This is a genomic window from Microbulbifer sp. S227A, assembly GCF_049800935.1.
On sequence record NZ_JBNAFZ010000005.1, the window covers coordinates 267,650 to 281,347 of the forward strand.

The window sequence follows — 13,698 nt, forward strand, 5'->3', positions numbered from 1 at the left end:
CCCCTGCGCGCGATGGCGAGACCGGTGATTACCGGTTGCGGAACACCGGTGCCCGTTTGGCGATGAAGGCGGCCATGCCTTCCTTTTGTCCCTCGGTGGCAAAGGCGGCCTGGAACAGGCGGCGCTCGTGCAGCACACCTTCGGACAGCGGCGTTTCAAGCGCGCGGTTGACGGATTCCTTGGCCATGGCCACCGCCGGCGCATTCAGCCCGGCGATCTGGTGCGCCGCTTCGAGCGCGGTTTGCAGCAGGTCCCCGGTGGGCACGATCCGCGCCACGATCCCGGCGGCCTTGGCTTCGTGCACGTCGATGGTGCGGCCGGTCAGGATCATGTCCATCGCCAGCGCCTTGCCGATCGATTTGGTCAGACGCTGCGAACCGCCGATCCCCGGCAGGATGCCCAGCTTGATTTCGGGCAGGCCGAACTGCGCATCCTCGCTCGCGATGATGAAATCGCACAGCATCGCCAGCTCGAATCCGCCGCCCAGGGCAAAGCCGCTGACCGCCGCGATGACCGGTTTCTTGATGAACCGCATCTGGTCCCAATCGGCGAAAATATCGTTGCCCAGCAGCTCGACCAGGGTCTTTTCCGCCATTTCCTCGATATCGGCCCCGGCGGCAAAGGCGCGCGGGCTTCCGGTGATCACCACCGCACCGATCCGGTCATCCTCGTCGAACTGCTTCAGCGTCTGCATGACCTCACGGGCCAGTTGCAGGTTCAGCGCGTTCAGGCTCTTGGGGCGGTTCAGGGTGATCAGGCCGACGCTTTCGCGGCGTTCAACGATGATTTCCTCGAGCGCGGTGCGCACCGGCTTGGGGGCTTCTGCCTTGGCTTCGGCTTCGGGTGCTTGTTTCGGTTTGGCTTTGTTGGTCGTCATAATGATTCTCCTGGAATACGCTGTCAGTTCTTGAGACCGAGTTCGGTCCAGTAGGTTCCCGCTGCCGGGGGTTCATTGTCCTGGGCGGCGCGGGCCGTGGAATTCTGAAGATAGGATTCCGACCCCGCCATGACCTCGGCAAGGATCGCCTCGCGGTGCTGGTTCAGCGCCGGGGAGACCAGTGGCCGTTGTGGATCCATGTCCTTGTAAGCGCTCAGCTTGACCGGATTGCCGGCGGTGCGGAACGGCTTGGTACTGCGCCCTTCGGTCTGCACGATCATGTTGCGCGACACCAGTTGCGGATGATCCAGCAGGCGGTCGATCGTATTGATCGGCGCACAGGGCACGCCGGCCTCGTTCAGCGCGTCCAGCCAGTGCTGCACCGGCCGGGTCGTGGTCACGGCTTCGATGGCCTCGACCATCTTGGGCCGGTTGCGGCAGCGCAGGTCATTGGTTGCAAAGGCCGGGTCAAGCGCCAGTTCCGGTGCCTTGAGCGCATCGGCCATCAGCAGGAACAGCTGATCGTTGCCCGCCGCGATGACAAAACGCTCGTCCTGCGCCTGGAAGGTTTCGAACGGCGCCAGCGAGGGGTGGCAATCGCCGGTGCGGGTGGGCACCACACCTTCGACGTCATAGCGCGCAAGGGCGGTTTCCATCAACGCCGCCTGGCAATCCAGCATGCCGATATCGACCCGCTCGCCCTGGGCGTTCTTGGTGCGTTTGTAAAGTGCCGCCAGGATGCCGATGACGCCGAACAGCGCCGCGCCCAGGTCGCCAAAGCTGGTGCCCACGCGCGCCGGACGCTCGCCCGGCCAACCGGTCAGGCTCATCACCCCGCCCATGGCCTGAACCACCATGTCATAGCCGGGCAGATCGGTCATCGGACCGGAATGCCCAAAGCCCGAGATCGAGGCATAGATCAGGTGCGGATGGGTCTTGGCGAGCCGTTCGGCCCCGTATCCCAGCCGGTCCATGACGCCGGGCCGGAAATTCTCGACCAGCACATCGGACGTATCCAGCAACCGTTCCAGAAGCTCGCGATCGCGTGGCGACTTGATATCCAGAACGATGCTTTCCTTGCCGCGGTTGAAGCACATGAAATATGCGCTCTCGGCGTCGACAAAGGGGGGAAAGGCGCGCGTGTCGTCACCTGTCCCGAATTTTTCCACCTTGATGACCCGCGCGCCCAGGTCGGCCAGCACCATGGTGCAATACGGCCCGGCCAGCACGCGCGAGAAATCAAGCACGGTGATCCCGGAAAGAGGACCGCCCTCCAGTTTTTCGTCTTCAGGTTTCTGCATAGCGATCCCTCCTCCCTGTCTCAGGCTTACTTCGCCACCGGCATGGCGAATTCGGCACCCTTGGAGATGCTCTCGGGCCAGCGCTGCATGATGGACTTCTGCTTGGTGTAAAAACGGACGCCCTCTTCGCCATAGGCATGCATGTCGCCGAACAGGCTCTTCTTCCAGCCGCCGAAACCATGCCACGCCATCGGCACCGGCAACGGAACGTTGATGCCGACCATGCCAACCTGGATCTTGCGGCCGAATTCACGTGCGGCGTTGCCGTCGCGGGTGAACAGACTGACGCCGTTTCCGAACTCGTGATCGTTGATCAGCTGCACGCCCTCGGCAAAGTCCTTGACGCGGACACAGGCCAGCACGGGGCCAAAGATCTCTTCGCGATAGATGGTCATGTCCGGGGTGACGTTGTCAAAAAGCGAACCGCCCATCCAGAAGCCGCCCTCGTGGCCTTCGACCGTATGACCACGACCATCGACAACCAGGTCCGCGCCTTCTTCGACGCCCTTGGCAATGTAACCGGTGATGCGCTCATGTGCGGCACGGGTCACGATCGGCCCCATCTCGGCATCCAGCTCGGCACCGTTCTTGACCTTGAGCTCGGCCAGGCGGTCTTTCAGCATCGGGATGATCTTGTCCGCGACATCGCCCACCAGCGTGGCCACGGAAATCGCCATGCAACGCTCGCCGGCGGAACCGTAGGCCGCACCCATCAGCGCATCGACGGCCTTTTCCAGGTCGGCGTCCGGCATGACCAGCATGTGGTTCTTGGCACCGCCAAGCGCCTGAACCCGCTTGCCGTGCCGCGCGCCGGTTTCATAGATGTAGTTGGCGATCGGGGTCGAACCGACAAAGGACACGGCCTGAACATCGGGGTGCTCCAAAATCGCGTCGACGGCCACCTTGTCGCCCTGAACGACGTTGAACACGCCATCGGGGAAGCCGGCTTCTTTCATAAGCTTGGCATATAGCAGCGACGGGGTCGGATCGGTCGGCGACGGCTTGAGCACAAAGGTGTTGCCCGCGGCGATCGCGACCGGGAACATCCACATCGGAACCATCGCCGGGAAGTTGAACGGCGTCACGCCGGCAACCACGCCCAGGGGCTGGCGCAGGGTCCAGTTATCGATCCCGGTGGACACCTGGTCGGTGAAATCGCCCTTGAGCAGCTGCGGCATGCCGCAGGCAAATTCTACAATATCAATGCCGCGCTCGACTTCGCCACGCGCGTCGGTAAAGACCTTGCCGTGTTCCGCGGTGATCGCGCGGGCCAGATTGTCCTTGTTTTCGTTTAACAAATTAAGAAATTTGTTCATCAGGCGGGCGCGGCGGATCGGCGGCATGTTCGACCAGGCCGGGAACGCTGCCTTGGCTGCCGCCACCGCCTTGTCCACGTCGCTTGCGGATGCCAGGTCGACCTTGCCGGTCACTTCCCCGGTTGCCGGGTTGAACACGTCCTGCGTGTTGGTGCGCGCTCCGGCGTACACTTCTCCATTAATATAGTGGCCGATTTCGGTCGTTGTCATGGATGCCTCCTTTTTGGGTTCGCGTTGTTTTCGGTTAACGCCACGTAAAAATCCAATGACTAATGAAGAGACATGATATAAGCGTCGTTAATATGAGACCCATCAACGATATCCGCATACTGAACGCCTTTGTCGCCGTCGCCCAGGAAGGCAACGTGTCGCGCGCGGCAAAGAAGCTGAACCTGACGCAACCCGCCGTGAGCCTGCAATTGAAACGCCTGTCCGAGGATACCGGGCTGACCCTGTTCAATCGTGGCCCCAAGGGGCTTGAACTGACCCGCGATGGCGAAGCCCTTGTTTCAAAAGCGGAAAAGGTGCAGTCCGCCCTTGCCGAGTTTGGCCAGACCGCGCGGCGCATCAACGGCAACGTGCGCGGCACGCTGCGGCTGGGGACGATAGTCGACCCCGAGTTCATCCGCCTCGGCACGTTTCTGGCGGCACTTGTAGAGGGGTTTCCCGACCTGCGAACCAAGCTCGTGCATGGCATCAGCGGCGATGTCATCACCTGGCTGCGCGACCGGACGGTGGATGTCGGCTTTTTCCTCGGCGGGCTTGAAGAGTTCGAAACCCCGGCCTCGGTCGACCCGGATGGGCATGGTTCGCTCTTTTACCAGCGGGAACTGACCCGGTTCAAATATCGAATCATTGCCCCCGCCGGGTGGGAAAGACGGATCACCGGCAAGGACTGGAGCCAGCTTGCGGCGCTGCCATGGATCGGAACGCCGCGGAATTCGGTGCATTCACGTCTGCTCACCAAGATCTATTCCGGCCTCGGATGCGAACCCACCCAGGTCTGCCTCGTCGATCAGGAACCATCGATGCTCGCCATGGTACGATCCGGTGTCGGCCTCAGCCTGTGCCGGGAATCGATCGCGCTGGATGAACGGCAGACGCGCGGCATCGCCATCGCCGACCAGGTGGAAATCCTGACCTCGCTGCGCTTTGTGGCGCTTGCCGCGCGCAAGAACGATCCCAACGTGGTCGCCGCCTTTGACGCACTGCGTACGGTCTGGAGCGAGGATTAAGGCCGCGCGCCCCCGGCGAACGGCGTTTTTTGCCGCCACTACAATCCGATCGCGAGCACCGGAAACAGCACCACCAGCGCCAGCACCAGCAACAGCACGCCAAAGAACGGCAGGGCCTCGCGGCTGAATTCGGCGATCCCGGTTTTCGACAGGTTGGTCACCAGCAACATCACCGTCCCCACCGGCGGCGTCAGCGTCCCGATCGACAGGTTGAGGATCATCACGATGCCGAAATGCACCGGGTCGATGCCAAGCGTCGCCAGGGTCGGCTTGAGCAAGGGCACCAGGATGATCAGCAGCGCCGTGCCTTCGATCAACATGCCCAGCAACAGCAGGATGACATTGACCATCAGGAAGAACATATAGGGGTTCGAGGTCTGCGCGGTGATGAAATCGGCCAGCGCCACCCCGGCCTTTTCGACCGAGAACACCCAGCCGAGCGCCCCGCTGGCCATGATTATCAGCATCACCGAGGCGGTGGATTTGCTGGCTTCGAACACCGCTTCGAGGATGTCGCGCGCGCCCATCTGCCGATAGATCAGCACGCCCGCCACGATCACCAGCAGCACCGCGATGGCACCGGCTTCGGTGGCGGTAAAGACGCCAAATCGAATGCCGCCGATGATGATCGCGATCAGCAGCAGCGCCGGCCAGGCCCCGACCACGGTGCCGATGGTTTCACGTCCGCTCGCCGCCTGACTGCGCGCCGGGCGATAGCCGCGCTTGACCGAGATGAGATAGCTCACCCCCATCAGGAACAGGGCGCATAGCAGGCCGGGCACGATCCCCGCCATGAACATCGCCGCCACCGAAACATCGGCAATCAGCGCATAGATGATCAACGCAATGCCCGGCGGAATGATCGGCGTGACCAGCGCCCCGGTCGCGGTGACAGCGGCCGAAAAGGCCCGGCCATAGCCGCGCTTTTCCATTTCGGGCACCATCATCCGCGTCAGCATCGCGCTGTCCGCGAGGTTCGACGCGCTCAGCCCGCCCAACAGGGTGCTGACCAGGATATTGCCCACGGCGAGGCCGCCGCGCATCCGTCCGACCAGGATCAGTGCCAGATCGACCACCCGTTCCGCGATGCCCGAGCGCGACAACAGCGTGCCCAGCAGCACGAAGAACGGTATCGCCAGCAGCGACGCATTCTGGGACGGGGCGATAAAGCGCTGGACCGCGATTTCCAGCGGCATGGTGGCAAAGAACAGAAAATACAGCACCACCGCCGCCAGGATGCCCAGATACAGCCGCATGTTCAGCGCGAACAGCGCCAGCATGATCGGCAGGATGATCGCCCAGCTCATTCTCGGGTCTCCTTGGCGGAACGCGCCACCCGCCAGGCAGCCGCGATATAACACAATATTATGCCGACGAACCCGACCGGCACGGCAATGTCGATCCAGTACCAAGAGATCTTGAGAACGCCGGTCAGCTTGAAGGCGACCTTTTCCGCCAGGGTCACGCCGTAATAGGCCAACAGCGCCAACAGCCCCACCGACAGCGCGCCAACCAAGACTTTCACGATGAGCTGGCCACGGCCCGAGAGCTTGTCGACAAAGATCGGGATGCTGAGCTGTTCGTTATCGCGTTCGGCGGCGATGGCGCCAACCATCACGATCCAGATCAGCGCGATGCCCGAGGCCTCTTCCATCCAATGCAGCGGTGCGCCCGCCCAATAGCGCAGCACGACCGCATATCCGGTCGCAAGCACCAGAAACGCCACCGGCACAAACAGCGCGATGCGCAGCAACCATCCGATCATCCGGGTGTCCTCCTACCTGGCATGCAAGCGGCGAGGAGGCCGCATGGCCCCCTCGCCCGGTATTCAGTTGCTGAGTTGCGACTGGATCTCTTCGTAGAGACCGTCGCTCCACTCGGGAAACTCGCCATAGACGGCCATCGCGGCATCGCGGAAGGGGCCGACCTCGGGATAGATCACTTCGACCCCGGCCTCTTCCATCCTGGCGATCACCTCGGCGTCGTTCTGCTCGGCCAGCTGCTGGCTGTAGAGACCGGCCTCATGTGCGGTTTCATGGATCAGCGCGCGCTCTTCCTCGCTCAGGCTGGCGAAAAACGCCTCGCCGCCGATAAAGACCGACGTGTTCAGCAAATAGCCGATCATGTTGAGATACTTGGCCTCTTCATGGAACCGGCCGCCATAGATCACCGCCAGCGGGTTCTCGACCCCGTCGATGATGCCCTGCGACAGCGCGGTATAGGCTTCGCCCAATGGCATCGGCGTGGCGGTGCCGCCCATCGCCTCGATCGCCTTGATCTGCATCACGTTGTTGGGGGTGCGGATCTTGAGGCCCTGAAGATCCTCGGGCGTGCGCACCGGCTTGGTCGCGATCAGGTGCCGCGTGCCGTAGAGATAGTTGGTCATCACCACATGCACGCCCTTGTCGGCCAGTTCCTGCTCTTTCGCCTTGAACCAGTCGCTCTCGTAGATTGCGAACAACGCCTCGGGGCTCTCGCTCAGATAGGGACCAAAGAGAATGCCCAGATCCGGCACGAAATCGGCCAGAAAGCCCACATCGGTGATGGTGACAACGTTCGACCCCAGGAGCGCCTGCTCGGTCACGTCCTGCTTGGAGCCAAGCTGCGAGCTGGGATACAGTTCCAGCGTGATCTCGCCATTGCTGCGCTCGGCCAGGGTTTCGGCCCATTTGTTGACCACCAGGTCCACCGGCTCGCCGGGGTTGTTTTCATAGGCGACCTTGATCGTCACCTCGGCCAGCGCGGTGCCCGCAAGACCCGCGGCCAGTGTCAGGCCCAGGGCTGCTGTCTTGATTGAACGGCGCATGATGTGTCTCCTCCTGTGGATGCGCGGGGATTGCGGCGTCACATGACACCGAATGTTTCAAAGGCTTCGACGGTGCTCATGCCGTTGCGGATTGCCTCGGCCACCTGGTTCTCGGTCGCGACCTTTTGCAGGGCCCGCTCGATCGCCTCGGCCTCGGCGGCGCGCGGGATCACCAGCACACCTTCTTCGTCGGCAAAGATCAGGTCGCCCGGCAGGATCCGCACATTGCCCACCGTCAGGGGCACCCGGTAATCCAGCACCTTGCCGCGCACGCCCTGATCCTGGGCATAGCTGCCTTGCGAGAAAACCGGGAAGCCCAGCTTGCGGATCTCGGCGGTGTCCCGGACATAGCCGTTCAGGATCGCGCCCGCCGCCCCGAGATGTTGCGCCCGGGTCGACATCAGCCCACCCCACAGCGCGTAGGACAGCGACGAGCCGCTGGCGATATAGATTTCGCCGTCCTGCAGGCTGTCGAGCGCCTCGAACATCACGCCGAACGGCTTGTCCGACAGCGGACCCGGCCCACTGGCACCTTCGTAATCGGATTCCAGAACCGTCATGGCGCGGCCGACGATGCGGCTTTGCGGATCCAGCGGCTTGATCGCCTGCGGCAGGAATTGCTGCCGAAAGCCCATCTCGTCGAGGATGTCCCCGACAACGGCGGTAAACAGGTCGGCCTTGATCCGCCGGAACAATTCAGCGTCTTGCATTTTCTCCTCCTTCAGAAACCGGTTGCGCCGCCGCCATCCACCAGGATGGTCTGGCCGGTCACATAGCGCGCCGCCCTGGACGCCAGGAATGCACAGGCCCAGCCGATATCCTCGGGCTGGCCAAGGGTATTCATCGGGATGCGCGACATGATCTTTTGCTGGCGCGGCAGGTCGCCATCGGTTGCCTTGCGATAGAGATCGGTGTCGATCCATCCCGGCGCGACACCGTTGACCCGCACGCCCTGCGCCGAAAGCTCGGCGGCAAGCCCCCGGATCACCCCGGAAATCGCCGTCTTGGACACCGTATAGCCCAGCACGTTGGGCTGCCCGATATAGGCGGTCATCGACGAGGTGAAGATCACCGATCCACCCCGCCCCCCTTCGGCCGTCTGCTGGCGCACCACCGCACGGGTCAGTTCGAGCGCCCCGCGCACATGCACGTCAAACACCCCGTCAAAATCATCCATGTCGCTGTCAAGAAACGGTTTCTTGAGCGTGTTCCCCGCGTTGTTGACCAGGATGTCAATCGCACCATGAGCTGCCAGAAGTTCTTGCGCGGCGGCAGGCATCGCGTCGACATCCGCGAGGTCGAGCACATGGGAACCGGTCTCCGCGCCGATCTGATCCGCCGCGGCGTCGAGCACTTCGCGCCGCCGGCCCGCGATGATCACCCGCGCCCCGGACGCGGCGAGACATTTGGCAATCGCCAGCCCGATGCCGCTGCCGCCGCCGGTCACAAGCGCGGTCTGGCCCTCGAGCGAATGGGCCTGTTGCATGGTCATGAAGGTCATAGTGCCACCACCAGTTTCAGGACATCCTGCGGGTTCGCATCCCAATAGGGCAGCGCGGTTGCCGCGTCTGACAGCGGGATTTGCCGCGTCACCAGCCGATCCGCCACCGCGCCTCGGGTTTCAAGCGCGGAGATCACCGCGTCGAAATCCTGCCGGGTGGCATTGCGCGAGCCGAAAATATCCAGTTCCTTGAGATTGAAGAGCTTGGTTTCATAGGTCACAGGGGCCTTGGAATAGCCGACATAGACCACCCGCCCGCAGAACGCCGCGAGGTCGATGGCGGCGGTAAAGGTCTGGGGCAGCCCGACCGCCTCGATCACCAGGTCGGCACCCTCGCCATCGGTCAGCGCGCGCACGGCCGCGAGCAGGTCGTCACCGGTATCCGACAGGAACATGTCGGCGCCGCAATCGCGCGCGACCTGTTCCTTTTCCGCGATCGGGTCGACCGCGATCACCCTGGCCCCCGCCTGCGCCGCGGCCATCACCGCGCCCAGCCCGATCATGCCACAGCCCAGAACCACAACCCGGTCGCCCGCCGCCACCGAACCGCGCCCGGCGGCGTGGAACCCCACCGACAGCGGCTCGACCAGCACCATGCGATGCGGCGGCAGGCTGTGATTGGCGATCACCGCGCTGGCGGGCAGCACGATATCCTCGCGCAGGGCACCATCGCGCTGCACACCCAGTGTCTGGTTGTTGCGACAGGCATAGCCACGCCCCTTGCGGCAAGAGCTGCATTGCCCGCAGGCGGAATAGGGCCACAAAACCACCGGCGTGCCCAGCTGCATCGCCACATCCGCGCCGGTCTCGACAATCGTGCCGACCGCCTCGTGGCCGGGAATGCGTGGAAACTCGACCAGCGGGTTGCGCCCCCGGAACGTGTTCAGATCGCTGCCGCACAGGCCCACATGGCTCAGGCGCACCCGCACCTCGCCCGCGCCCAGCGGCTGGGCGGCGACGTCGCACAGGCTGGTCTTGCCGATTTCATCTATTCTGAGCGCCTTCATGGCGTGAACCCCCTCCTGCATCGCGCCCGACCCGGAAAACCTCCTATGAATAAGGCCGAGGCTGTGCCTCAATCCGCGTCACTTTGGCGATATGCGTCATATCATCCCATGTCTGATGCCTGATTCATCCCACCTTTGTCAACAGGAGACTTGAAATTCGCCCCGCATCCGCGTTATGCATGATGAAACATCCAATCTCTGCGGGGTCCGATGAGCAGTCAGAAAGTCGACCAGGCGATTAGCCTCGTGAAAGACCTGATCCTCGCGGGCGAGTTTCGCCCCGGCGACAAGCTGCCGAACGAGGCAGGGCTGGCGGCGCGGCTCGATTTGTCGCGCAACTCCCTGCGCGAGGCGGTGCGCGCGATGCAGACCATGCGCATCCTCGAAGCGCGGCAGGGCGATGGCACCTATGTCTCCGACCTCGACCCCGCCGCCATGCTGGAGGTGCTGAGCTTTGCGGTCGATGTGTCGGACGCGAAATCGGTGCTGTGGTATCTTGAATTGCGACAGGTTCTCGAACTCGCCGCCGTTCAGGAAGCCGCCGCGCGGCGCAGCGATGCCGACCTCGCCGACCTTCGCAACATTCATCAGCAAACCCTGACCGAAGAAGATCCCGAGCGGCTGATGCAGCTGGACGCGGCGTTTCATGACCGGATTGCCGCCATCGGGGCCAACCCTGTGCATGCGGCGCTGCTGCGTATCGTGTCGGCCCCGACCGTGCGCGCGCGGATCTGGCGGCAGCGCATGGAAGACCAGGACTACCAGGGATTACGCAGCGAACATGGCGCGATTCTCGCCGCCATCGAACAGCGCGCGGTGCAGGCCGCGCAGAGTGAAATGTGGCGTCATCTGAATGGCGTCATCAGCTGGGTCCGCGACAATGCCGAGGCCCTTGCCAATCCGGAGGACCCGAAATGAGCGGTGATGACCCGCGCCTTATCCGCCTGACCGCCAGGGACAATATCGTTGTTCTGGGCGCCCCCATCCACGCCGGCGAAACCGTGCTGCTCGGTGGCACCCAGGTCGAAATCGCCCAGACCCTTGGCATGGGCCACAAGATCGCCAGCCGCGCCATCGGTGCCCACGAGGATATCCTGAAATACGGCATGCCCATCGGGTTCGCTGCCTGCGACATCGCGCCGGGCGATCACGTGCACCTGCACAACCTCACCAGCCGATACACCCCCATCGAGATCATGGAGCCCCAGCAATGACCGCACCAATGCAAGGCTGGCTGCGCAAGGATGGCCGCAAGGGGCTGCGCAATGTCGTTGTCGTGGCCTATCTGGTGGAATGCGCCCATCATGTCTGCACCCGCATCGCCCGGCCCTTTGACGAGTCCGAGGTGCAGGTGATCGGGTTTTCCGGCTGTTTCCCGTCGGATTACGGCCAGCAGATGATGGAGGCCCTGTGCACCCACCCGAACGTGGGCGCGGTGCAGCTGGTGTCGCTGGGCTGCGAGAACTTCAAGAAACGGCGGCTGGCCGAGGTGATCGAAGCCTCGGGGCGGCCCGTCAACCTGGTGACGATCCAGTCCGAGGGCGGCTCGCAGCCTTCGATCGCGGCGGGGCAGGATTGGGTGCGCGCCCAGCTGGCCGGGCTGGCGGCGCAGCCCCGAGTACCGATGGACGTGTCCGAACTGGTGATCGGCACGATCTGTGGCGGTTCGGACGCCACGTCGGGCATTACCGGCAACCCGGCTGCGGGTGCCGCATTTGACCGGCTGGTGGCCGAGGGCGCGGCCTGTATCTTTGAAGAGACCGGCGAACTGATCGGTTGCGAACACATCATGGCCGAGCGCGTGGCGCATCCCGAGCTGCGCCCGCAGATCATCGCCACGGTGGAAAAGGCGGCGCATTACTATGCCGCCATGGGCTATGGGTCGTTCTCGAATGGCAATGCCGAGGGCGGTCTCTCGAGCATCGAGGAAAAATCGCTGGGGGCCTATGCCAAATCCGGGTCCAGCGCCATCCAGGGCATCGTGCGCCCGGCGGAACGCCCCTCCGGTGGCGGGTTGTGGCTGCTTGACGTGGTACCGGACGGCGCGCCCAAGTTCGGCTTTCCCAACATCAATGACAGCGCCGAGATCATCGAACTGATCGCCTGCGGGGCCCATGCGGTGATCTTTGTCACCGGGCGCGGCTCGGTGGTCGGGTCGGCGATTTCGCCGGTGCTCAAGGTCTGTGCCAACCCGGATACCTATGAACGCATGCGCGCCGATATGGATGTCAATGCCGGGCGCATCCTGCGCGGCCAGGCCAGCGTCGCCGAGGTTGGCCAAGAGATACGCGACCGGGTCGTGGCGCTCGGACAAGGCGCGCGCAGCTGCTCGGAACAATTGGGGCACACGGAATTCGTGCTGACCTACAAGACGCCGGCCCCGCATCAGCCGGGCTGCCATCCGGGACAATGACACCGTGCTTGAAATCCGGCCGCCGCCGCTCCTAGGGTGGCGTGCGGCCAACCGGGCCAACCGCGGGCCAGACAGACCATGAACCGGGACACGTCATGAAGATTACCAAGATCGAAACCTTTACCGTGCCGCCCCGGTGGCTGTTCCTGAAGATCGAGACCGACGCGGGGATTTCCGGTTGGGGCGAGCCGGTTCTCGAGGGGCACGCCGACAGCTGCGCCGCCGGGGTCAGGCAGCTCGAGGATTTCCTGCTGGGCCGCAACCCGCTGCATATCGAGGATACCTGGCAGGCGATCTATCGCACCGGTTGCTACCGTGGCGGCCCGGTCATGATGAGCGTGCTGTCGGGCATCGACATGGCGCTCTGGGACATCAAGGGCAAACATCACGGCGCACCGGTTCACGCCCTGCTGGGCGGGCCGGTGCGGGACAAGGTGCGCAGCTATTGCTGGATCGGGGGCGACCGTCCCGACGACCTGATCGCCGGGGCGCAGAGCCTGCAGGCCCGTGGCTTTGATGCCTGCAAGATGAACATGTGCAGCGAGCTGCAAATCGTCGACTCGATGAAAAAGGTCGACGCCATCCTGCGGCAGCTGGGCGATCTGCGCGACGCGATGGGCTGGGATTTCGATCTTGCCTTCGATTTCCACGGGCGGGTTCACTATCCGATGGCCAAGATCCTGCTGCGCGAGCTTGAACCCCTGCGCCCGCTCTTTGTCGAGGATGCGGTGACGTCGGACCATATCGACGCGATGGCCGATCTTGCCGCCGGCACGACGATCCCGCTGGCCATCGGCGAGCGGCTGCATTCGCGTTACGATTTCAAGCGCGTGTTCGAAACCCGCGCGGCGCGGGTGATCAACCCGGACACCGCCCATGTCGGCGGCATTTCCGAGATGGTGCGTATCGGAGCGATGGCCGAGGCCTATGACGTCGCCCTCGCCCCGCATTGCCCGCTGGGCCCGATCGCTCTGGCGGCCTGTCTGCAGGTCGATGCGACCTGCTGGAACGCCTTTATCCAGGAACAGAGCCTTGGCATCCACTACAATCAGGGCGGCGATCTGCTGGACTATGTGACCGAGGGTGCATTTGTGATCGAGAACGGGTTCCTGCGCATTCCCCAGGGGCCGGGGCTGGGCATCGAGATCAAGGAAGAGGTGGTGCGCGAACGCGCCAAGACCGGACATGCCTGGCAACCGCCGCTCTGGCGGCACGCGGATGGCTCGGTCGCGGAGTGGTAGC

The 13,698-nt window shown here is 63.6% G+C and carries 14 protein-coding genes; 5 read left to right on the forward strand and 9 right to left on the reverse strand.

Going from position 1 to position 13,698, the window contains the following annotated elements; genetic code table 11:
- Positions 1-28 precede the first annotated feature (28 nt).
- From ACP15R_RS14415 to ACP15R_RS14425, 3 genes are read right to left on the reverse strand one after another with little or no spacing between them, the layout of a single operon-like run.
- A complete protein-coding gene (locus ACP15R_RS14415) occupies positions 29-877 on the reverse strand; it encodes an enoyl-CoA hydratase-related protein (protein WP_424987127.1) in 849 nt (282 codons plus the stop codon).
- A 23-nt stretch (positions 878-900) separates the two neighbouring features.
- Entirely contained in the window at positions 901-2,178 is a 1,278-nt protein-coding gene (locus ACP15R_RS14420) for a CaiB/BaiF CoA transferase family protein (protein ID WP_424987128.1), read from the reverse strand.
- Between the two features lie 26 nt (positions 2,179-2,204).
- Complete coding sequence (locus ACP15R_RS14425; protein ID WP_424987129.1) at positions 2,205-3,704, reverse strand: CoA-acylating methylmalonate-semialdehyde dehydrogenase; 1,500 nt, start codon at positions 3,702-3,704, stop codon at positions 2,205-2,207.
- 92 nt (positions 3,705-3,796) lie between these two features.
- Here ACP15R_RS14425 and ACP15R_RS14430 point away from each other — a divergent pair, with 92 nt between their 5' ends.
- A complete protein-coding gene (locus ACP15R_RS14430; protein WP_424987130.1) occupies positions 3,797-4,729 on the forward strand; it encodes a LysR family transcriptional regulator in 933 nt (310 codons plus the stop codon).
- Positions 4,730-4,767: 38 nt separating this feature from the next.
- On the opposite strand, the gene ACP15R_RS14435 is transcribed toward ACP15R_RS14430, so the two are convergent.
- The 6 genes from ACP15R_RS14435 to ACP15R_RS14460 all read right to left on the reverse strand — a co-directional run bounded on the left by ACP15R_RS14435 (position 4,768) and on the right by ACP15R_RS14460 (position 10,043).
- Complete coding sequence (locus ACP15R_RS14435) at positions 4,768-6,036, reverse strand: TRAP transporter large permease (RefSeq protein WP_424987131.1); 1,269 nt, start codon at positions 6,034-6,036, stop codon at positions 4,768-4,770.
- A complete protein-coding gene (locus ACP15R_RS14440) occupies positions 6,033-6,494 on the reverse strand; it encodes a TRAP transporter small permease (RefSeq protein ID WP_424987132.1) in 462 nt (153 codons plus the stop codon). Before ACP15R_RS14440 ends, ACP15R_RS14435 begins: the two co-directional genes overlap by 4 nt.
- 63 nt (positions 6,495-6,557) lie before the next feature.
- Positions 6,558-7,535: a C4-dicarboxylate TRAP transporter substrate-binding protein gene (locus ACP15R_RS14445; RefSeq protein ID WP_424987133.1), complete on the reverse strand. Its 978-nt coding sequence runs from the start codon at positions 7,533-7,535 to the stop codon at positions 6,558-6,560.
- Positions 7,536-7,573: 38 nt separating this feature from the next.
- Complete coding sequence (locus ACP15R_RS14450) at positions 7,574-8,245, reverse strand: RraA family protein (protein WP_424987134.1); 672 nt, start codon at positions 8,243-8,245, stop codon at positions 7,574-7,576.
- A gap of 11 nt (positions 8,246-8,256) precedes the next feature.
- A complete protein-coding gene (locus ACP15R_RS14455; protein WP_424987135.1) occupies positions 8,257-9,036 on the reverse strand; it encodes an SDR family NAD(P)-dependent oxidoreductase in 780 nt (259 codons plus the stop codon).
- The gene (locus tag ACP15R_RS14460) at positions 9,033-10,043 is read right to left on the reverse strand and encodes a zinc-binding alcohol dehydrogenase family protein (protein ID WP_424987136.1); all 1,011 of its coding nucleotides are present in this window, start codon (positions 10,041-10,043) and stop codon (positions 9,033-9,035) included. Before ACP15R_RS14460 ends, ACP15R_RS14455 begins: the two co-directional genes overlap by 4 nt.
- A 210-nt stretch (positions 10,044-10,253) precedes the next feature.
- Between ACP15R_RS14460 and ACP15R_RS14465 the strand changes: the two genes are divergently transcribed.
- The 4 genes from ACP15R_RS14465 (at position 10,254) to dgoD (ending at position 13,697) form a co-directional block, all read left to right on the forward strand.
- Entirely contained in the window at positions 10,254-10,961 is a 708-nt protein-coding gene (locus ACP15R_RS14465) for a FadR/GntR family transcriptional regulator (RefSeq protein ID WP_424987137.1), read from the forward strand.
- Positions 10,958-11,257: a UxaA family hydrolase gene (locus ACP15R_RS14470; RefSeq protein WP_424987138.1), complete on the forward strand. Its 300-nt coding sequence runs from the start codon at positions 10,958-10,960 to the stop codon at positions 11,255-11,257. The genes ACP15R_RS14465 and ACP15R_RS14470 overlap by 4 nt, the downstream gene beginning before the upstream one ends.
- Positions 11,254-12,456, forward strand: coding sequence for a UxaA family hydrolase (locus ACP15R_RS14475; RefSeq protein ID WP_424987139.1), 1,203 nt, complete (start codon positions 11,254-11,256; stop codon positions 12,454-12,456). The genes ACP15R_RS14470 and ACP15R_RS14475 overlap by 4 nt, the downstream gene beginning before the upstream one ends.
- Positions 12,457-12,551: 95 nt before the next feature.
- Positions 12,552-13,697, forward strand: a complete 1,146-nt coding sequence (dgoD, locus tag ACP15R_RS14480) for a galactonate dehydratase (RefSeq protein ID WP_424987140.1) — start codon at positions 12,552-12,554, stop codon at positions 13,695-13,697.
- Position 13,698: the final 1 nt, after the last annotated feature.